Origin of the sequence: Ciceribacter thiooxidans (assembly GCF_014126615.1) — a bacterium.
In the GTDB taxonomy this organism is placed as follows: domain Bacteria; phylum Pseudomonadota; class Alphaproteobacteria; order Rhizobiales; family Rhizobiaceae; genus Allorhizobium; species Allorhizobium thiooxidans.
Genome location: NZ_CP059896.1, coordinates 992,444 through 1,010,787, shown reverse-complemented (window position 1 = coordinate 1,010,787; position 18,344 = coordinate 992,444). Strand labels below are relative to the sequence as shown.

Here is an 18,344-nt window from a genome sequence, read left to right as displayed (position 1 = left end):
GGTGGCCCTCTTTTTTTTGCTCTTTTCCTTGCCCTTTCGGGGCTGACAATATCTCGTACTTTCGAAATATATCGTATTCGCAGGTGTTGATTCTCGAGCTCATGCTCATATGTCAACGCGGAAGACGCACGATACGGAAGCGACGAAGATGAACCTCGACGAAGTCCTCAAAGCGCTTGCACATCCCACCAGGGTCGACATGCTGACGTGGCTGAAGAATCCGCACGACCATTTCGACGCCCAGCAGCATCCATTCGAGGTCGGTGTCAGTGCCGGTCAGTTCGAACGTTGCGGCCTGTCGCAATCGACCGTCTCGGCTCACCTCTCGACGTTGCAGAGAGCGGGCCTGCTCTGCTCCACGCGAGTCGGCCAGTGGGTCTTCTACAGGCGCAACGAGGAGACCATAGGCGCATTCCTCAAGGCTATTGCCTCGAGACTCTGATCCGGCCATTCTCCGCCAGCGACGATCGCACCGCCCTCCTCCCGTCGGCGGACGAGCGCCTCTTTATCCTCCCGAAAGGCATCCCTCATGACAAATCTCTTTGATCCGATCCAGCTCGGAGACATGCATTTGCCCAATCGCATCGCGATGGCGCCGCTCACCCGCAATCGCTCGCCTGGAGCAATCCCCAACGACCTCAACGTCACCTATTACGTGCAGCGTGCGACGGCGGGTCTGCTGGTCAGCGAAGGCACCGCGATCACCCAGCAGGGCCAGGGCTACGCCCAGGTGCCGGGGCTCTACAAGCCAGAGGCGCTCGCCGGCTGGCGCAAGGTAACGGACGCCGTCCATGAGGCAGGCGGCCGCATCGCCGTGCAGCTCTGGCATGTCGGCCGCGTCTCCCACACCTCACTGCAGCCGGGCGGTGCGGCACCGGTCGCACCGTCGGCGATCCGCGCCAAGTCGAAGACCTACGTCATCGGCGAGGACGGCAACGGCGCTTTCGTCGACACCTCCGAGCCCAGGGCGCTCGAACTCTCCGAAATTCCGGGCATCATCGAGGACTTCCGGCGCGCTGCCCGCGACGCGATCGATTGCGGTTTCGACGCGGTCGAAATCCACGGCGCCAACGGCTACCTGATCGACCAGTTCCTGCGCTCCGGAACCAATCACCGCACCGATGCCTACGGCGGACCGATCGAGAACCGCGTCCGCTTCGCGCTCGAGGTCGTCGAAGCCGTGTCGAAGGAAATCGGCGGCAAGCGTACCGGCATCCGCATCTCGCCGGTGACGCCGGCGAACGACGCCTCCGACCCGGACCCGCAGCCGCTCTTCAACCATCTCGTCGAACAGTTCGCCGCCTTCGACCTCGCCTTCATCCACGTAATCGAAGGGGCGACCGGCGGCGACCGCGATTTCCGGCAGGGCGACAAGCCGTTCGACTGGGCCGGCCTGAAGGCGGCCTATCGTGGCAAGGGCGGCAATGCCGTCTGGATGGTCAACAACGCCTATGACCGCGACAGCGCCATGGTCGCCGTGGCAAGCGGTTACGCCGACATGGTTTCCTTCGGGCGCGAATACATCGCCAATCCCGATCTCGTGCGGCGGCTGCAGGAAGACGCCGAACTCAACACGCCGAACCGCGCCACCTTCTATGGCGGCGGGGCCGAAGGTTATACGGATTACCCCTTCCTCCCCTGAGGAAGGACATTGCCCCGCGGCATCTGCTGCGGGGCAACCGAAATGCTCAACCGCGGGCGGCGACGAGCCACCCGCCCGCCTTCTGTCGGTTCGGCAGGCAGCCGAGGCTTGCGAGAGTCTCGGCGACGGCGCGGTCGAGCGGCGTATGCGGCTCGGCACCGAGCACCTCGACGAGACGCCGGTTGCTCATCCGCAGCGGCTCCTGCCAGAGATAGCGCATCTCCATGACTTCCCGGAATAGCGGGACGAAGGGCGAAGCGAGACGCACGAAAAACCACGGGAAGCGCCGGATCGGCAGCCTCGGGTCACCAACGACGCGACGGATCGCTTCGGCAAGCTGCAGCCCGTCCGCATCGAAGACGCCCTCCATATGGAAGCGGGCGAACCGCGGCAGGCGATCGGCGTGCTCGACGAGTTGCATCATCGTCTCGGCGACGTCCGGCAGATAGGCCCACTGGTGACCGATACCGGGCGCACCCGGCAGCGTGACGGCTTTCACCGGAACACCGGGCTTGACCAGCCCCTGGGCGAACCAGTTGTTGCCGGCGCCGGGACCGAAATAGTCCCCTGCCCGGACGATGATGACCGGCACGCCATCAGCCGCCGCCGCCTCGAGATGTTCTTCGAGCGCGACGCGGATCTTTCCTTTTACGGTCACCGGTCGCTGCGGGCTCTCTTCATCGAGGACCGGGAAGGTCTCGGGGCCGAAATTGTAGACGGTGCCCGGCATCACGACGCGTGCGCCGGATGCCTTCGCTGCGGCGATCGTGTTGTCGATCATCGGCAGCACCAGACGCGCCCAGTCGCGATAGCCGGGCGGATTGACGGCATGCACGATCAGCGACACGCCCTCCGCCGCGCGAATGACATCCCCGCGGTTCATCGCGTCCCCCTGCCGCCAGTCGATCGAGGGATTGCGCGCCGCCATCGCCGACGCATTCCTGTGCAGCGCACGGACGCCGTAGCCGCGCGTCGCAAGCTTCGCGGCCATGGCGCCGCCGATGCCTCCAGTGGCCCCCAGCACCAGCGCTGTCGGTCGTGAAATCAGATCTTCTGTCATGACATTGCTCCGTGTGTTGCTGTGACCGGAGGATGCACGGAAAAGGAGATATACGGAATTGCGATATTCTCTTCAGTTGATATACATAAATGTATGAACGTCAAATCTGAAAGCTGGGATCATTACCGCACCTTCCTCGCCGTGCTCGAGGAAGGGTCGCTCTCGGGCGCCGCCCGCGTGCTCGGCCTCACGCAGCCGACGGTCGGGCGTCACCTCGATGCGCTCGACGCGGCAAGCGGCACGCCGCTCTTCCTGCGCACGCCGCGGGGGCTCCTGCCGACGGAAACCGCGTTGCAGATGAAACGCCACGCCGAGACGATGGCGGCCACCGCCGCCGCACTCTCGCGCATGGCAAGCGCCGCATCGGACGAGGTAAAGGGCACCGTGCGTATCAGCGCCAGCGAGGTGATCGGGGTCGAGGTGCTGCCGCCCATTCTCGCCGAGCTTCAGGAGAGCCATCCCGGGCTTTCCGTCGAGCTCTCCCTCTCGGACGAGGTCGAAGACCTGCTGCGCCGCGAGGCCGACATCGCGGTGCGGATGACCGCCCCGAGGCAGGAGGCGCTCCTCAGCCGCCGCGCCGGCGCGATCCCGCTCGGCTTCTACGCCCACAGGCGCTATCTCGCCCGCCACGGCACGCCGCAGAGCCTCGGCGACCTGGACGGACACCGGCTGATCGGCTTCGACCGGGAACTCGCCTATGTACGGGCAATCATGAAAGAACGGCCGGAACTCGCGGCGCTCGATTTTTCCTTCCGCACCGACAGCAATCTTGCCCAACTGGCCGCGATCCGCGCGGGGCTGGGCATCGGCATGTGCCAGAGGGGGCTCGCCCGCCGCGACAAGGATCTGGTCGGTCTGCTTGCCGGAGCGCCCGATCTTTCGCTGGAGACCTACGTTGTCATGCACGAGGATCTGAAGACGACGCCGCGATGCCGCGTCGCCTTCGACGCACTCGTGAAGGGATTGCTCGTCTACATTGCAGGGGAATGATGGCTCTGCCGGGAATTTGGCGGCCGGTTCCACGTTTCGAAAGCGCTCGAACATATTGTCATCAACGATGAGATGACGTCGCCAGGCCCTTGAAGGAGCGAGCGTTTTCGAGAACGAGCAGGATCATCCATCCCCGTTCCGGCGATCCCGGTGTCAGCCCTCCTAGACGGACGCCTCGCCCGGACGGAACCGGTCTATGATCTCGACCTCGGGACGATCGCCGCCGTCGCTGTATTCTTCATGCCACTTGCCGGACGCGTCCTGATAGCTGATCTCGACCGGCTCGTCGCCGACCTGCTGTTCCTGGACCACGATACGAACGGCTTCGAGGGCCTCGTCATGGCTGGCGAAGGTCTCCGAATAGACCCCGCCGAGCTTGTACGCCCATCCACCGTCGTGCGGCACGATTTCGTAGGTGACCTTGACCATGCATGTCTCCTGGATGCGTTTTCTCGCCCACGGCACTATCTCATCAAAGCCGCCGATCTGCAAACGGCGGGGCGACATGACGATCATGATACGCCGAAAACGCTTCGTCCGAAACAGCTTGCGACAGACCTGCGGCGGTAGGACGCCCCTCCTTCGTCAGACGCTCCGGGAAACGACATCGCTTCCGCACGAACTCTGGAACCTTCGGTTCGGATCGCCGTTTCCCCGGTCAGCCCTCGTGGTCACAGGCGTGCTGCGCCGCAATGTAACCAAAATGAACGACAACAACGCTTCCGCGCGAGGCGGGGCGAAGCGAGTCGGGAGCACAGCTATTGAAGAGACTGGACCTCATCGACGGCATGCGAGGCTATTTCCTCGTCTTCATGCTGCTCAACCATCTGGTTTTCGCCGGCGGGCTGTGGCTCGTCCAGATCAACCACCGCAACCTCGCCTTCGTCGAGGATGCCCAAGGCTTCGTCTTCCTTTCCGGCTTGCTGTCCGGGATGGTCTATGCGCGCAAGATGATGAAGAGCGGCTATACCGTCGGTCGCGACAAGCTTTGGGCGCGGGCGCTGGAGCTCTATCGTTACGCGATGGGCATCGTGCTCGTAATCCTGGCGCTGCAACTGCTGCTGCCCGGCGCATCCGTGATCTGGCAGAACTGGCTCGGCGGCACCCGGCTCGATGACCCGCTGCGGCTCGGAACCATCGCGGGCTTCCTGTTTCAGCCGACATTCATGGACATCCTGCCGCAATACATCATCTACATGGTGGCGGCGCCTTTCGTCATCAAACTCTGCCTCGACGACCGCTGGCGGACCGTCGCCATTGCCTCCCTGCTCATCTGGATGACCGGTCAGCTTGGACTGCACCGGCTCGTGACCTACCCGCTCGACGGCTGGCTCGGCGCATCGCCGGAGAAGGAAGGCATCCGCGCGAGCTTCAACCTGCTCGGCTGGCAGATCGTCTTCTTCGCCGGGATCATCGCCGGCACGCTGACCTCGATGAAGAAGGTAGAGTGGAAGGAGGTCTTTCATCCCGACCATACCTTCCTCGCCAAGATGTCGCTGGCTGTCTGCCTGTTCTTCCTGCCGCTCAGGCTTTTGACCGCGCACGGCCTGATGCCGGGCATCGTCCTGGAGAAGTTCGGGCTCATGGAAATCCGTGCCGATTTCGGGCCGGTATACCTGCTGAACTTCGCCGCCGCGGCCTATGGTATGGCGTGGCTGCTGATTGCCGGCCCCCGCCACGATCACGCGGTGGTCCGGCGGATCGCCTCGGTTCTGACCGGCATCTTCTCGCTGCGCTACCTGCAGCTCCTCGGCCGCCATTCGCTGCAGATCTACGTCTGGCACGTGCTGATCGTCTACGTGATCTTCTACGTGGACGGGCGAACCGAAGAACTGACGCAGGTCACGAAGACGATGATCGCCCTCGGGTCGCTGGCGTTGCTCAGTCTGCCGGCTCTCTGGCGGGAGCGCGACCGCTTCCTCGGCCCGCCCTCCAGCCCGGCACCGAGCGTCGCGGGCTGATCTCCCCGCTGTCCAAAAGAAAAGGGCGGAGCCGCAAGGCCCCGCCCTTTCCCGTTCCTGTCGTGCGCCCGTTACTTGCAGTCGGCGCAGAAGCGCTGAATGCGGCGGCAGGCCTCTTCCAGCTTCTCGTTGGATGTTGCGTAGGAAACGCGGAAGTTCGGTCCGAGGCCGAAGGACGAGCCGTGAACGGTCGCGACACCTTCGGTGGCGAGCAGTTCCATGACGAAGTCCTCGTCGGTCGCGATGATCTTGCCCGAGGGAGCCTTCTTGCCGATCAGCGCCGCGCAGGACGGATAGACGTAGAAGGCGCCTTCCGGCTTCGGGCAAACGAGGCCGTTCGCCTGGTTCAGCATCGAGACGACCAGATCGCGGCGCTCCTCGAAGGCCTTCTTGCTCGTCGGGATGAAGTCCTGCGGACCGTTGAGCGCCTCGACGGCGGCCCACTGGGCGATCGAGCAGGCACCGGAGGTCTGCTGGCCCTGGATCATGTCCATTGCCTTGATGAGCTCGATCGGGCCGGCGGCGTAGCCGATACGCCAGCCGGTCATCGCATAGGCCTTGGAAACGCCGTTCATGGTGAGCGTGCGGTCGTAGAGGCCGGGCTCGACCTGGGCCGGGGTGTAGTAGACGAAATCACCGAACACGAGATGCTCGTACATGTCGTCCGTCAGCACCCAGACATGCGGATGCCGCATCAGCACATCGGTCAGCGCCTTCAGCTCATCATAGCTGTAGGCGGCACCCGACGGGTTGGACGGAGAGTTGAACATGAACCACTTGGTCTTCGGCGTGATCGCCTTTTCCAGCTGCTCGGCGGTGAGCTTGAAATTGTTTTCGATCGTCGTCTTGACGAAGACCGGCGTGCCACCGCACAGCGCGATCATCTCCGGATACGACACCCAGTAGGGCGCCGGGATCACGACTTCATCCCCTGCATTGATTGTCGCCATGAAGGCGTTGAAGAGAATCTGCTTTCCGCCCGTGCCGACGATCGTCTGGCTCGGCTTGTAGTCCAGCCCGTTCTCACGCTTGAACTTGGCGGCGATCGCCTCGCGCAGCGGCTGGATGCCGGAAACGGGGGTGTACTTCGTCTCGCCGCGCTGGATCGCTGCAATCGCCGCGTCCTTGATGTTCTGCGGCGTATCGAAGTCCGGCTCGCCGACGGACAGCGAAATCACATCCTTGCCCTGGGCTTTGAGGTCCCGGGCCATCTGCGTGACGGCAATGGTCGCGGAAGGCTTGATGCGCGAGAGGGCGTCGGCGAGAAATGCCATGATTTGTGTGTCCTGAAGCTGTTGAACGGGGGAACCACGAGGTGCAGGGCTCCAGGTTCAAGTTCTATGGCGAAATCACCCCGCTGTTTCAAGCCCAATCCGGCCACAGTGCCGGGAAAACATAAGGCCGCCGGACTGTCGCGCAATTAATCGGCAGGTAAGCCTTCCGCGATAAAACGGAGGCATGCGGGCAAAGTTTCATCCGTGCGGGCCGTTCTGAATGACCACAGCGAGCATCTTCAACAACCTGATCCGGGGCGAGGACGGCGCATGGTCGACCGTCTACGGTCCCTTCGTCCTCAGATGCGCGCTGCAACCCGTCTTCCGTCGGCTGTCCCCGAAGGTACTCGACATCCATTCCTTCCAGGGCCTTGTCCGCGCAGAGCGTAACGGCGAGCCCTTTGCCCCGGCACACTTCTTCCCGCTGGTCGAGCCGAACGACCTCCCGGAAATCGAAAGCCTGCTGCGGACCATCCACATCCTGAATGCCGGCCTGCTGCACAGAAAGCGGGCCATGGCCCTCGTCAGCTTCAATCCGGCGCTCTATCCGGACCCGACGCGCCTGCGCGTCGAGTTCGACCGCATTCGTCTGGCGGCCCACAGCGGCGGCATGGAGCCCGACCGCATCATCTGCGATATCTCCGGCGCGTCCGGGATCGAACTGCCGCGGCTGGCGCGCCACGTCGAGCGGCTCCGGGAGGCCGGCTTCCGCGTCTCCCTCACCGACCACGGCGCCGGTGACACCGACATCGAGCGGGTCCGCACGCTGCGACCCGATTTCGTGCGCCTCGACGGCGACTGGGTGCGCGACTACATGCACAATTCCGCAGGCTTCGCGCTGCTGCGGGTCGTCGTGCGCCAACTCTCGGAGCACGGCACGGAGACGATCCTCGAACGCCTCGAAGAGATGTGGCAGGTCGATCTATGCGAAGAACTCGGCGTGTCGCTCATGCAAGGCTATGCGCTTGCGAGACCCGAAATCGCTCCGACGAACTTCAACGCGGAATATCCCGAGATCATCCTGCCGCTCGCCGAACGCGATGTGGACCTGCCGATAGCCGCACAGTCGGCGCCCCCGACAGCCGGCCACGCCGCGGTGAAGACGCCCTCCCAGCGAGCCGCCCCCGTTTTCGGCAAGCGCCGCAGCTGACGACCTCGACCCTACGCGGCATTCACCAAGCGTTAAGCCTGCCGCGTAATTGCCGCAGAAAGACACATCTGCGCCACATTCCCGTCCCGGAGAAGTCCACAAAGACGGCGCACTGTTGCATCGGAGCCGGCGAGCACGACGCCGAAATCCATAAGAGTACCAGTCTCCCCGTTTGCGACGTCCTTCTGCCGGCTGCGGATCGGCCGGGTGTTTCGCGGCCGGGAGGCAAAGAGCGTCCTGAGGGCTTCTGTCATGCTGATCGACAACGATGAAAAGGCCGCACGCAGGGGCATCCGTGCGAGCACCGCAACCCTTCTTCTCGCCGCGGCCCTTCTCTTCGCATCGGGAACCGGACTCGCGCCGTCATCAGCGAGCGCCGCACAGGCGGACGTCGGCACGGCCGCGCACCCTTCCGCATCACGAGCCGCCGGTGCGACCACAGCGCCGGAACCGGAAGTTTCTCCATTCACCACCGGCTCGATTACGGCGGTTACCCGCCCACAGAGCGCCGGGGTCGCCGGGTCGACCGACCGGCGCCTGCTGATGGTGCTGATGATGATCGGCTTCGTGGGGATGGCGTCGGCCAGCGTCTCCTTCTGGCGCCGCAGCGTTCGTGATTTCATCCAGGCGGAGCGCAAGCGCCGCGGCCGGCGATAGCGGAACCGAGCAAGAGCGAGACTCTCGCGCGCTCGTAACCGGCGACAATCTTGCCAATCCAGCGCAATCTTCCAATATTCCGGATGAAGAGGCGGGAAGGAACGGGAGGAATCATGCGCATCAGAGGATCATTCAACCCGCGAATGTCGGTCGCGGCCGCGCTGCTGCTCGGTCTCGCCGCTTCACCCGCGCTCGCCGAGGAATATCCCTCGCAGAGGGCCAATCTGGAGGTCACCAAGATCGCCGGTGGCCTCGACCACCCCTGGGCGGTCGAAGTCCTGCCGGACGGTGCCTATATCGTCACGGAGCGGCCGGGACGCCTGCGGATTATCCGCAACGGCAAGGTCGGAGAGCCGGTGTCCGGTCTGCCGGACGTCTATGCCGAAGGGCAAGGTGGCCTGCTCGACGTCGCGCTCGCGCCCGACTTTTCCCGCAGCCGCAAGCTCTACTTCACTGCCGCCATCCCCGGCAGCGGCGGACAAGGCACGGCACTCTTCAGCGCCACGCTCTCACCGGATGAGAATCGCCTCGAACACCCGGTGAAGCTGTTCCAGATGAACCGCTTCACCGGGACCGAAGTCCATTTCGGTTCGCGGATCGCCATCGCCGCCGACGGAAGCCTCTTCTTCGGCATCGGGGAACGGGGCGAAATGGACCGCGCGCAGGACCCTCGCGACCATGCGGGCTCCATCCTCCACATCAAGCCCGACGGCAGCATCCCCGAGGACAATCCTTTCGCCAGAAGCGAAACGGCCGCCCATGAGATCTGGTCGATCGGCCACCGCAATCCCCAAGGGATCGTCATAGACCCGGCGGACGGAAAGCTTTTCGTCGTCGAGCACGGCGCCCGTGGCGGCGACGAGATCAATGCGGTCATGGCCGGCAAGAACTACGGCTGGCCGGTGATCGCCTACGGCAAGCACTATTCCGGAGCCGAAATCGGTATCGGGCAGGCGGCGGAAGGCTATGAACAGCCGATCTACTACTGGGACCCATCGATCGCACCGGGCGCCATCGACGTCTACCACGGCAAGATGTTTCCCGAATGGGAGGGAAACTTCCTCGTCGCCGCGCTCAAATATCAGTTGCTCGCACGCGTCGAGCGTGACGACAGCGGCACCCCAGCGCACGAAGAGCGGCTGTTCGAGGGTGAATTCGGCAGGCTGCGGGACGTCAAGGTCGCGCCCGATGGCGCGGTGCTGCTAGTGACCGACGAAGACGACGGCGCGCTTCTGCGGGTTTCCCGCGCCGGCACACCCTGACCCTCGCCGTCTCGCTTGCCGCCCGGGCGGCCTCCTGATAACGCTTGCCGCCATCCGACCTCCCCGAGAGAAAGCTCATCCGCGATGTCCCGAATTCAGGCCAACCTGGTCTTGCTGCTTGCCGCCGCCATCTGGGGTGGCGGCTTCGTCGCGCAATCGAGCGCGATGGACATGCTCGGACCGAACTGGTTCAACGGCATTCGCTTCGGCCTCGCCTTTCTCGCCGTCCTGCCCTTCGCCTGGCGTGAGGCGAAGAACGCCGCCCGACCGCTGGCAAGCGGCGATATCACGGCATTCGTGGTCATTGGCGCCGTCCTGTTCGCCGCCCAGACGTTGCAGCAGATCGGCATCAAGACGACAACCGTCACCAATGCGAGCTTCCTCACAGGGCTTTACGTCGTCCTCGTGCCCGCGATCGCGGTCTTGATCCTGCACCGCAAGCCGCACTGGATAGTCTGGCCCGCGGCTGTTCTGACGCTGCTCGGCATCCTGCTCCTGAGCGGCGGTTCACTCTCCGGCCTGACGGACGGCGACCTTCTGATCATGGTCTGTGCCGTGCTTTTCGCAATCCAGATCACCCTGACGCCGATCGCAGTCGGGAAAAGCGGCAGACCGCTCGCGCTCGCCGCATTGCAGTTCGGCGTCTGCGCATTCGGCGGGACCGTCGGCGGCGCGGTGCTGGAACCCATCACCGCCGATGCCATCACCGGCTCGCTGACGGAGATCCTCTATGCGGGCATTCTCTCCTCGGGGCTCGCCTTCGTCCTCCAGATCATCGGCCAGCGCTACACGACGGCGCCGCAGGCGGCGATTTTCCTCTCGTCCGAGGCGCTCTTCGGTGCACTCTTCGGGGCTGTTCTTATGGGCGATTCGCTTCCGGCGATCGGCTATGCCGGATGTGCGGTAATGTTTGCGGCAATGCTGATGGTGGAACTGGTGCCGGAACTGACCCGACGAAGGGCGGCCACCGCCTGACGTTGTCGACGACACGCATGCGATTCCCGACACCCGTAGGGCGAGCACTTCCTTCCGCGATAGCCATATCGGGCTAGGTCGATATAACCCTTTCGGGCTAGCCCGCGAAAACTCGTAAAAATGACGAAGGATTTCAATGAAATCCCATAAAACCTTATGGCTACAATGCGTTGGGCATCGTTGTCCAAAAAGTTTCGCTTGCCAATCTTTTATAAAGAAAGCACTGTTGCGCCGTTCGGGCAGTTTTACGAGCACGGGAAGACCTGAAAAACAATGCGTTCCGGATGCGCAAAAGATATCCGGGCAGCCGAGCGGCGAAGCGGTCGAGAAGACTGGTTCGGCGTTTTTTGGTTGTTCAAAAAGGGTTCTTTTCCTCCTGCGTCAAGACGCGCCTGCACCACTCCGACGTGGGGTGAACTTGCAATGCTGCCCGCGATATCGGGCAGAGAGAAAAGGACCTGACGCATGGCCGAGACTGGCATTGTAAAATTCTTCAATACCGACAAGGGCTTCGGCTTCATCAAGCCCGACAACGGTGGCGCGGACATCTTCGTCCACATTTCCGCCGTTCAAGCTTCCGGACTCAACGGTCTGAGCGAGAACCAAAAAGTAAGCTTCGACACCGAGCCGGACCGTCGCGGCAAGGGCCCGAAGGCAGTCAACCTGCAGATCGCAGGCTGACCTTCACGACGGCTTTCGTCTTCGCGTAGCGGCCCGGCATAACTGCCGGGTTTTTTTATTCAGCTTCCGTTCAGGTCGGCTGCCTTAACTTCTCCTCATCGTCCGATAGACAATGCGAAAAAATTCGCAGACGCAGGAAGGCAACGCCATGAGCAAGTTCGCAAAAATCACCCTCTTGTCGGCAGCGGTCGCGACCGTCGCAGTATCGGTTTCAACACCAGCACTGGCCGGCCATCGCCACCATCGCAACGATGCCGCGATCATCGCAGGCGTCGTCGGGCTGGCCGCCGGCGTTGCTGCGGGCAGCGCGCTCGCCCAGCCGCGTTACGTCGAGCCGGATCCGGTCTATGTCGAGCGTCCACCGGTCTATGTCCAGCCGCAGCCGGCTTATGTCGACGAGTATCCGCGGGCACCCCGCCGCACCTACGTCACCTATGATCTCGAACCCTGGTCGCCGCAGTGGTACCGCTACTGCTCTGACCGCTACCGCAGCTTCAACCCGCGTTCCGGCACCTATGTCGGCTATGACGGCCGCGAGCACTTCTGCACCGCCGGCTGATCCGGGTCCCAGACGACAGGAATATCCGATGCGCCGCCTCGCCGGCGCATCGTTCGTTTCAGGCCGTATCAAAGCCCCTGGAGATAGGGGTTCGTGCGGCGTTCCTCGCCGATCCGACCACCGGGTCCGTGGCCGCAAATGAAGCCGACATCGTCTCCGAGCGGCAGCACCTTGTCCCTGATCGAGTTCAGCAGCGTCTGATGGTCGCCGCCCGGCAGGTCGGTGCGACCGATCGAGCCGTTGAACAGCACATCTCCCACATGGGCGAAGTTCTGCGCCCTGTTGAAGAAGATGACGTGTCCCGGCGCATGACCTGGGCAGTGATAGACTTCAAAGACGTGTTCGCCGAAGGAAACCCGGTCGCCATCCGTCAGCCAGCGGTCGGGGATCACGTTACGCACTGCCATCGGGACGTTGAACATCAGCGCCTGTTTTTCGAGATTCTGCAGCAAGGGGAGATCGTCCTCGTGGGGACCGACGACCGGGACGCCGAGCGCCTCCCGGAGTTCGTCCGCGCCGCCGGCATGATCGATATGGCCATGCGTCAGCCAGATTTCCCCGATGGTGATGCCGTTGCGCTCGACAGTCTCGCGGATGACGTCGACGTCTCCGCCGGGGTCGATGACGACGCCTTCCTTCGTCTGCGAATCGAAGAGGATGGTGCAATTCTGCTGAAAGGGTGTGACCGGGATGATTCCGGCCTGCAACTGTCCCATGACGTTCTCTCGAGCTCCGCTCTCGCCGTTTGCCGGCACGGCGCATAACATGTTTGGCCGGAAACGAAAACCAAGGCCTCCGCACCGGCATGATCGTCCCGATATCGGCGGCACGGCGATCGCCAGCGCCGGCGAACGCTTTCTCACCACCTCGAAACTGTGCGATGGCGCTATTTCCATTGGTGTTTCCGATGATCTCCGCTTAGTTTTGGCGGCAATTGTCGGGACATCGATCCGATCCCTGCCGACGAGTGCCGGACGGGCCGAACGAAAGGAAACGAGAAAGTGATGCGACAGTCTGCGGGCAAGACTGCCAGGAAGGAACTTCCGCAAATGCCGGTCGTCGACGACACGACGATCGATTTTGACACGATCGAGCGCCTGTTCTTCGCCTATCGCGATTTCGTCTCGGACCCGGATGCGATCCTCGCCAAGATCGGTTACGGCCGTGCCCATCACCGCGTCGTCTATTTCGTGAGCCGTCGCCCGGGAATGACGGTTGCCGACCTCCTCGGCATCCTGCAGATCACCAAGCAGAGCCTCGCCCGCGTGCTGAAGGAGCTCATCGATTCCGGCTACATCCGCCAGATCGCGGGCCCGGCCGACCGTCGCCAGCGCCGGCTCTATCCGACGCTTGCCGGACGAGAACTCGCCCTTGCCCTCTCGCAACCGCAATCACTGCGCATATCACGGGCACTCGAAGGGTTCACCCCCGAGATGCGGGAGACGGTGAAACGCTTCCTCGAAGGCATGAGCCGAACGCCGGGAGCCGGCGAGCCGCAGACGTCCGGAGACGAATGAATGGCAAGAAAGAAGACGATTGCTGACGACGCGCCCCACCTCCTCGTGGTCGACGACGACACGCGCATCCGCGACCTGCTCCACCGCTACCTGACGGAACAGGGCTTCCGCATCACCGTCGCGGCGGACGCCGGCGAGGCGCGGCGCAAGCTCGAGGGGCTGAATTTCGATCTTCTCGTCCTCGACGTGATGATGCCGGGTGAGTCCGGGCTTTCTCTGACGCGCAGCATCGCCGACGAGAAAGACATCCCGGTCATCCTGCTGACGGCACGGTCCGAGGCGGAATCGCGCATCGCCGGGCTCGAAGCCGGCGCCGACGACTATCTTGCCAAGCCCTTCGATCCGCGCGAACTGGTGCTGCGCATCAACAACATCCTCAGGCGAAACGCCGTCGCCGATGCGCCGAAGATCGAACAGGTCATGTTCGGCCCCTACACCTTCTCGCTCTCCCGGCGGGAACTGAAGAAGGCCTCGGAACTCATTCGCCTGACCGACCGCGAACAGGAAATCATGGTGCTCTTCGCCAGCCGCGCCGGCGACACCATCCCCCGCCACGAGCTCGTGGGCAACGATACGGAGGTTGGCGAGCGGACGATCGACGTGCAGATCAACCGGCTGCGCCGCAAGATCGAGGATGATCCGGCCAATCCGGTCTGGCTGCAGACCGTGCGCGGGATCGGCTACCGCCTCAGCATGGACTAGGCGAACACCGGACGATACGACGACAGTAAAGGACACCATGGCCCTGTTCGAAAGCATCCGGCGAGATCACGAACGCTCCGGCGGCAGCGGCTACCGGGCATTCTCGCGCTGGCTGCGGCATCGCTTGCCGACAGGGCTCTACGCGCGGTCTCTGCTAATCATCATCCTGCCGATGCTGATCCTGCAGACGGTGCTCGCCTTCGTCTTCATGGAACGCCACTGGCAGATGGTGACCGACCGGCTTTCGGCGGCGGTGACACGCGACATCGCCTCGATCATAGAGTTCATCGAACTCTATCCGGGCGAGCAGGATCTCCAGAACATCGTCCGAATCGCCCGCGAGAAGATGAACCTCACCATCTCGCTGGAGCCAGGCGGCGAACTGCCGGCACCGCGGCCGAAACCGTTCTTCTCGATCCTCGACCAGATCCTCAGCGACCAGATCGAGCACCAGATCAAGAGGCCCTTCTGGATCGACACCGTCGGCGATTCCCGACTTGTCGAGATCCGCATCAAGCTCGAGGATCGCACGCTGCGCATCTTCGCACGACGAAATCAGGCCTATGCCTCGAACACCCACATCTTCCTCGTCTGGATGGTCGGGACATCGCTGGTGCTGATCGTCATCTCGATCCTGTTCCTGCGCGGGCAGATCCGTCCGATCCTGGCGCTCGCCCGCGCCGCCGAAAGCTTCGGCAAGGGCCAGAAAGCGGAAAATTTCGTTCCGCGCGGCGCCGACGAGGTGCGCCGGGCCGGTCTCGCCTTCATCCTGATGCGCGAGCGCATCGAGCGCCAGATGGAGCAGCGCACCGCCATGCTGACCGGCGTCAGCCACGACCTGCGCACCATCCTCACCCGTTTCAAGCTGCAGCTTGCGCTCGCCGGCGACAATCCTGAGCTCGAAAGCATGAACAAGGACGTCGAGGACATGCAGTCGATGCTCGAAGGCTACATGGCCTTCGCGCGCGGCGAAGCCGAGGAGGACGTCGGCTCGCTGCAGCTCAGCACGCTGTTTGAAAAATTGCGCAACGACTTCGCCCGCGAGGGTAAGGAACTCTCCTATTCAATCGAGGGCGACGACGACGTGACCGTACGTCCGAACGCCTTCGCCCGCCTCGTCGGCAATCTCGCCTCGAACGCCAGCCGCTACGCCAACCGCCTCGCCATCGAGGCCAGGCACAGCGCCAAATGGCTGACGATCACCTTCGATGACGACGGGCCGGGAATAGCCCCCGAGATGCGGGAGGAGGTGTTCAAACCCTTCTTCCGGCTCGACAGTGCCCGCAATCTCGACTCCTCGGGAACGGGGCTCGGCCTTGCGATCGCCCTCGACATCGCCCGCAGCCACGGCGGCAACATCACGCTCGGAGACAGCCCGCTCGGCGGTTTGCGCGCCACCGTGCGGGTTCCGGCATAAGAAAATACGAGGACAGATCCATGACGACCGGCCACTGGAATGGCATGAACTGGTTCAATCCGCCTCCGCGGCTGGAGGTCACGGCCGGCGAACTGAAGCTTGCAACGGGCGAGCGTACTGATTTCTGGCAGCGGACCTATTACGGCTTCCGCCATGACGACGGCCATTTTCTCCACCGCCGCCACGACGGCGAATTCACCATGGAGACCGCCTTCACCGGCCGTTACGAGGCCTTATACGATCAGGCTGGCCTGATGCTGCGCCACGACGCGGAAAACTGGATGAAATGCGGCGTCGAGTTTACCGACGGCCACCGCCATTTCAGCACGGTCGTGACCGTTGCCGGCCGTTCGGACTGGTCGGCCTTCGACTTGCCCGACGGACATGGTGCGGTGGAAGCCCGCGTCACCCGCCTCGCGGATGCACTCTTCGTGCAGTACCGGCTTTCGGGAACGGATCGCTGGAAAATGGCACGGCTGGGCTATTTTCCGCCGGAACTGGCATCGCTGGATGTCGGTGTGACCGCCTGCTCGCCGCAGAGAGCCGGCTTCGAGGTCACCTTTCACCGCTTCGTCCTCACCGATCCGCTGAGCCGCGACATCCACTGAGGCCGGACGGCCTCACATCAGCTTGCGGCCGTTCGGCACCGGCCGCTCGACGGCGGCGAGCACGATGGCGCCGCTCTCGTCCTCGAAGCCGAGCGTCAGGACTTCGGACCGGAAAGGTCCGATCTGGCGCGGCGGGAAATTGACGACACCGAGCACCTGGCGTCCGACGAGCTCGGCGGCGCCGTAGTGGACGGTGATCTGGGCGGAGGACTTCTTCACGCCGATCCCGGGACCGAAATCGATCTTGAGCTTCCAGGCCGGCTTGCGTGCTTCGGGAAACGGCTCGACCTCAATGATCGTGCCGACGCGGATATCGACCTTCTCGAAATCGCCGTAGCTGATCGTTTCGCCGGTTCCGCCCGCCTCGCTCATTCGGCGAGCTCCTCGGCGCGTTTGCGGGCCGCCTCGACCGCCCGGTCGAAGAGCGGCTGCATGCCGTCCTCGGCCATCAGGACGGAAAGCGCGGCCGCCGTCGTGCCGCCCGGCGAGGTCACATTCTGCCTCAGACGCTGAGCGTCGTCTGGGGACTGGTGAAGCAGTTCACCAGCCCCCGAGACAGTCTCCCGTGCAAGGCGCATGGCGAGGTCCGCCGGCAGGCCCGCTTTGCGGCCTGCCTCAGCCATGCACTCCACGAGATAGAAGACATAGGCCGGGCCGCTGCCCGACAATGCCGTGACGGCATTGATGTCGGCTTCGGAGGATACCCATTCGACCGGGCCGGAAACCTTCAGCAGTCCGTCGACCACCTGCCGCTGCGCCTCGATGACCTGGGCATTGGCGAAAGCGCCGGTGATGCCGCGGCCGACCATGGCCGGCGTGTTCGGCATGGCGCGCACCATCGGCGCGGCGCCGAGATGGCTTTCCATGAACGAGAGCGTCTTGCCGGCCGCCACCGAGACGACGACAGTCCCGGGACCGACCAGCGGCTTCAGCGGCGACAGAACCGCGCCCATGACCTGCGGCTTGACCGCCAAGAAGAGGATGCCGACCGAAAGCCCCTGTGGCACTTCGCTGGTATAGCAGGCACCTGCTTCCCGGATCCGTGCCAGCATCGCTTCGGACGGGCCCGGATCGATGACCGTGATCAATGAGCCCGGAATGCCGCTCTTCAGCCACCCCGCCAGCATGGCGCCGCCCATGTTGCCGGCGCCGACGAGGACGATGTTGCTGGTCGCAGCCATGGATCAGGCCTCTCCCGCGGTTTCGAAGAGAACCGCGTCCATTGCGCTCTTGGCATCCATCCCCGACCAGACGACGAACTGGAAGGCCTGGAAATAGGCCTCGCAGGCTTCGACCGCGCTCGAAAGCAGGACCTCGACCTGACGGTTGGTCGGCTCGGCACCGCCGGCGAGCAGCAGCGACTGGCGGAAAATGATGACATCCTCCTGCCGCCAGAGATCGAAATGCCCCATCAGCACCTGACCGTTGATGTAGGAGAGAAGCCGGATGACCTCGTTGACGCGGGAATCCGGAATGCGGATGTCGAAGGCGCTGGCGAGATGGAGCGCCTCGAACTCTTCCATCCACGAGAACGACACGTGGTAGTCCGCCCAGCGGCCCTCGACCGTCATGGCGATCTCGTCTTCGCCGGAGCGCTCGAACGACCAGTCGTTGTTCGCTGCAACGAACTCGATCATGTCAACCGGATTGGACTGACGTTCAAATTCCATTTCCATAAGGCTCATGCAGCACCTTCTTGACCGGAGCGAAAGGCGACAATTCGCGTGGAGGCACACAAACGAACAGACATCATTCTGCCGGAAGCAACACTGGGAATGATTCCCCGCAGCCATCAGGACACCATACGCACCCTGTCCGAAACTTGTGATGGCCCGTTTCGAATCATCATTTAAAATCAGTGTATAATGGCAAAGTTGAAGTACCAGCCC

At 63.4% G+C, this 18,344-nt stretch carries 21 protein-coding genes; 14 read left to right on the top strand and 7 right to left on the bottom strand.

Translation table 11 applies throughout. From position 1 onward, the window contains the following. The first annotated feature begins 148 nt into the window (after positions 1-148). Together H4I97_RS04750 and H4I97_RS04745 are read left to right on the top strand one after the other, a co-directional pair. Positions 149-442: an ArsR/SmtB family transcription factor gene (locus H4I97_RS04750; protein ID WP_182306780.1), complete on the top strand. Its 294-nt coding sequence runs from the start codon at positions 149-151 to the stop codon at positions 440-442. An 87-nt stretch (positions 443-529) separates the two neighbouring features. Then, positions 530-1,642, top strand: coding sequence for an alkene reductase (locus H4I97_RS04745; RefSeq protein ID WP_182306779.1), 1,113 nt, complete (start codon positions 530-532; stop codon positions 1,640-1,642). 46 nt (positions 1,643-1,688) lie between these two features. On the opposite strand, the gene H4I97_RS04740 is transcribed toward H4I97_RS04745, so the two are convergent. Beyond that, positions 1,689-2,702, bottom strand: a complete 1,014-nt coding sequence (locus H4I97_RS04740) for an NAD-dependent epimerase/dehydratase family protein (RefSeq protein ID WP_182306778.1) — start codon at positions 2,700-2,702, stop codon at positions 1,689-1,691. Between the two features lie 93 nt (positions 2,703-2,795). Between H4I97_RS04740 and H4I97_RS04735 the strand changes: the two genes are divergently transcribed. After that, positions 2,796-3,692 (top strand): LysR family transcriptional regulator, encoded by an 897-nt coding sequence (locus tag H4I97_RS04735; protein ID WP_182306777.1) that lies wholly within the window; start codon positions 2,796-2,798, stop codon positions 3,690-3,692. Positions 3,693-3,854: 162 nt separating this feature from the next. Here H4I97_RS04735 and H4I97_RS04730 read toward each other — a convergent pair whose 3' ends face one another. Next, positions 3,855-4,121: a DUF2188 domain-containing protein gene (locus H4I97_RS04730; RefSeq protein ID WP_182306776.1), complete on the bottom strand. Its 267-nt coding sequence runs from the start codon at positions 4,119-4,121 to the stop codon at positions 3,855-3,857. A gap of 332 nt (positions 4,122-4,453) precedes the next feature. Here H4I97_RS04730 and H4I97_RS04725 point away from each other — a divergent pair, with 332 nt between their 5' ends. Then, entirely contained in the window at positions 4,454-5,653 is a 1,200-nt protein-coding gene (locus H4I97_RS04725) for an OpgC family protein (RefSeq protein WP_182306775.1), read from the top strand. 71 nt (positions 5,654-5,724) lie between these two features. Here the strand turns inward: H4I97_RS04725 and H4I97_RS04720 are convergent, their stop codons facing one another. Continuing rightward, positions 5,725-6,927 carry a pyridoxal phosphate-dependent aminotransferase gene (locus H4I97_RS04720; protein ID WP_182306774.1) on the bottom strand — a complete coding sequence of 401 codons (1,203 nt, stop codon included), beginning with the start codon at positions 6,925-6,927 and terminating at the stop codon, positions 5,725-5,727. Positions 6,928-7,147: 220 nt separating this feature from the next. Here H4I97_RS04720 and H4I97_RS04715 point away from each other — a divergent pair, with 220 nt between their 5' ends. From H4I97_RS04715 to H4I97_RS04690, 6 genes are all read left to right on the top strand, one after another. Next, positions 7,148-8,077: an EAL domain-containing protein gene (locus H4I97_RS04715; RefSeq protein WP_182306773.1), complete on the top strand. Its 930-nt coding sequence runs from the start codon at positions 7,148-7,150 to the stop codon at positions 8,075-8,077. A gap of 252 nt (positions 8,078-8,329) precedes the next feature. Beyond that, entirely contained in the window at positions 8,330-8,734 is a 405-nt protein-coding gene (locus H4I97_RS04710; RefSeq protein ID WP_182306772.1) for a hypothetical protein, read from the top strand. Positions 8,735-8,847: 113 nt separating this feature from the next. After that, the gene (locus H4I97_RS04705) at positions 8,848-9,996 is read left to right on the top strand and encodes a PQQ-dependent sugar dehydrogenase (RefSeq protein WP_244658716.1); all 1,149 of its coding nucleotides are present in this window, start codon (positions 8,848-8,850) and stop codon (positions 9,994-9,996) included. A gap of 84 nt (positions 9,997-10,080) precedes the next feature. Then, on the top strand, positions 10,081-10,971 hold the full coding sequence (locus H4I97_RS04700) for a DMT family transporter (protein WP_182306771.1): 891 nt from the start codon (positions 10,081-10,083) through the stop codon (positions 10,969-10,971). A 465-nt stretch (positions 10,972-11,436) separates the two neighbouring features. Then, the gene (locus tag H4I97_RS04695; RefSeq protein ID WP_075633190.1) at positions 11,437-11,652 is read left to right on the top strand and encodes a cold-shock protein; all 216 of its coding nucleotides are present in this window, start codon (positions 11,437-11,439) and stop codon (positions 11,650-11,652) included. Between the two features lie 148 nt (positions 11,653-11,800). Further along, entirely contained in the window at positions 11,801-12,211 is a 411-nt protein-coding gene (locus H4I97_RS04690) for a BA14K family protein (protein ID WP_182306770.1), read from the top strand. Between the two features lie 68 nt (positions 12,212-12,279). Here the strand turns inward: H4I97_RS04690 and H4I97_RS04685 are convergent, their stop codons facing one another. Then, positions 12,280-12,927, bottom strand: coding sequence for an MBL fold metallo-hydrolase (locus H4I97_RS04685; protein ID WP_182306769.1), 648 nt, complete (start codon positions 12,925-12,927; stop codon positions 12,280-12,282). A gap of 288 nt (positions 12,928-13,215) precedes the next feature. Between H4I97_RS04685 and H4I97_RS04680 the strand changes: the two genes are divergently transcribed. From H4I97_RS04680 to H4I97_RS04665, 4 genes are read left to right on the top strand one after another with little or no spacing between them, the layout of a single operon-like run. Beyond that, positions 13,216-13,728, top strand: a complete 513-nt coding sequence (locus tag H4I97_RS04680; RefSeq protein ID WP_244658715.1) for a MarR family winged helix-turn-helix transcriptional regulator — start codon at positions 13,216-13,218, stop codon at positions 13,726-13,728. Then, positions 13,729-14,430: a response regulator gene (locus tag H4I97_RS04675; protein WP_182306768.1), complete on the top strand. Its 702-nt coding sequence runs from the start codon at positions 13,729-13,731 to the stop codon at positions 14,428-14,430. 37 nt (positions 14,431-14,467) lie between these two features. Then, complete coding sequence (locus H4I97_RS04670) at positions 14,468-15,847, top strand: ATP-binding protein (RefSeq protein WP_182306767.1); 1,380 nt, start codon at positions 14,468-14,470, stop codon at positions 15,845-15,847. A gap of 20 nt (positions 15,848-15,867) precedes the next feature. After that, positions 15,868-16,455, top strand: coding sequence for a DUF1349 domain-containing protein (locus H4I97_RS04665; RefSeq protein WP_182306766.1), 588 nt, complete (start codon positions 15,868-15,870; stop codon positions 16,453-16,455). A 12-nt stretch (positions 16,456-16,467) separates the two neighbouring features. Here H4I97_RS04665 and H4I97_RS04660 read toward each other — a convergent pair whose 3' ends face one another. The 3 genes from H4I97_RS04660 to H4I97_RS04650 are packed head-to-tail and all read right to left on the bottom strand — an operon-like array spanning position 16,468 to position 18,140. Then, positions 16,468-16,827 (bottom strand): tRNA-binding protein, encoded by a 360-nt coding sequence (locus H4I97_RS04660; RefSeq protein ID WP_182306765.1) that lies wholly within the window; start codon positions 16,825-16,827, stop codon positions 16,468-16,470. Then, positions 16,824-17,636: a pyrroline-5-carboxylate reductase gene (proC, locus tag H4I97_RS04655; protein ID WP_182306764.1), complete on the bottom strand. Its 813-nt coding sequence runs from the start codon at positions 17,634-17,636 to the stop codon at positions 16,824-16,826. The genes H4I97_RS04660 and proC overlap by 4 nt, the downstream gene beginning before the upstream one ends. Before the next feature lie 3 nt (positions 17,637-17,639). After that, positions 17,640-18,140 (bottom strand): type III secretion system chaperone family protein, encoded by a 501-nt coding sequence (locus tag H4I97_RS04650; RefSeq protein ID WP_129332366.1) that lies wholly within the window; start codon positions 18,138-18,140, stop codon positions 17,640-17,642. Positions 18,141-18,344 lie beyond the last annotated feature (204 nt).

What these genes read in the sequence shown, in the direction of transcription:
- H4I97_RS04710 (WP_182306772.1), top strand. Translation starts at nt 8,330, where the DNA reads ATGCTGATCGACAACGATGAAAAGGCCGCACGCAGGGGCATCCGTGCG.
- H4I97_RS04715 (WP_182306773.1), top strand. Translation starts at nt 7,148, where the DNA reads ATGACCACAGCGAGCATCTTCAACAACCTGATCCGGGGCGAGGACGGC.
- H4I97_RS04735 (WP_182306777.1), top strand. Translation starts at nt 2,796, where the DNA reads ATGAACGTCAAATCTGAAAGCTGGGATCATTACCGCACCTTCCTCGCC.
- H4I97_RS04700 (WP_182306771.1), top strand. Translation starts at nt 10,081, where the DNA reads ATGTCCCGAATTCAGGCCAACCTGGTCTTGCTGCTTGCCGCCGCCATC.
- H4I97_RS04680 (WP_244658715.1), top strand. Translation starts at nt 13,216, where the DNA reads ATGCGACAGTCTGCGGGCAAGACTGCCAGGAAGGAACTTCCGCAAATG.
- H4I97_RS04750 (WP_182306780.1), top strand. Translation starts at nt 149, where the DNA reads ATGAACCTCGACGAAGTCCTCAAAGCGCTTGCACATCCCACCAGGGTC.
- H4I97_RS04740 (WP_182306778.1), bottom strand. Translation starts at nt 2,702, where the DNA reads ATGACAGAAGATCTGATTTCACGACCGACAGCGCTGGTGCTGGGGGCC.
- H4I97_RS04695 (WP_075633190.1), top strand. Translation starts at nt 11,437, where the DNA reads ATGGCCGAGACTGGCATTGTAAAATTCTTCAATACCGACAAGGGCTTC.
- H4I97_RS04730 (WP_182306776.1), bottom strand. Translation starts at nt 4,121, where the DNA reads ATGGTCAAGGTCACCTACGAAATCGTGCCGCACGACGGTGGATGGGCG.
- H4I97_RS04720 (WP_182306774.1), bottom strand. Translation starts at nt 6,927, where the DNA reads ATGGCATTTCTCGCCGACGCCCTCTCGCGCATCAAGCCTTCCGCGACC.
- H4I97_RS04745 (WP_182306779.1), top strand. Translation starts at nt 530, where the DNA reads ATGACAAATCTCTTTGATCCGATCCAGCTCGGAGACATGCATTTGCCC.
- H4I97_RS04675 (WP_182306768.1), top strand. Translation starts at nt 13,729, where the DNA reads ATGGCAAGAAAGAAGACGATTGCTGACGACGCGCCCCACCTCCTCGTG.
- proC (WP_182306764.1), bottom strand. Translation starts at nt 17,636, where the DNA reads ATGGCTGCGACCAGCAACATCGTCCTCGTCGGCGCCGGCAACATGGGC.
- H4I97_RS04660 (WP_182306765.1), bottom strand. Translation starts at nt 16,827, where the DNA reads ATGAGCGAGGCGGGCGGAACCGGCGAAACGATCAGCTACGGCGATTTC.
- H4I97_RS04650 (WP_129332366.1), bottom strand. Translation starts at nt 18,140, where the DNA reads ATGAGCCTTATGGAAATGGAATTTGAACGTCAGTCCAATCCGGTTGAC.
- H4I97_RS04665 (WP_182306766.1), top strand. Translation starts at nt 15,868, where the DNA reads ATGACGACCGGCCACTGGAATGGCATGAACTGGTTCAATCCGCCTCCG.
- H4I97_RS04705 (WP_244658716.1), top strand. Translation starts at nt 8,848, where the DNA reads ATGCGCATCAGAGGATCATTCAACCCGCGAATGTCGGTCGCGGCCGCG.
- H4I97_RS04685 (WP_182306769.1), bottom strand. Translation starts at nt 12,927, where the DNA reads ATGGGACAGTTGCAGGCCGGAATCATCCCGGTCACACCCTTTCAGCAG.
- H4I97_RS04670 (WP_182306767.1), top strand. Translation starts at nt 14,468, where the DNA reads ATGGCCCTGTTCGAAAGCATCCGGCGAGATCACGAACGCTCCGGCGGC.
- H4I97_RS04690 (WP_182306770.1), top strand. Translation starts at nt 11,801, where the DNA reads ATGAGCAAGTTCGCAAAAATCACCCTCTTGTCGGCAGCGGTCGCGACC.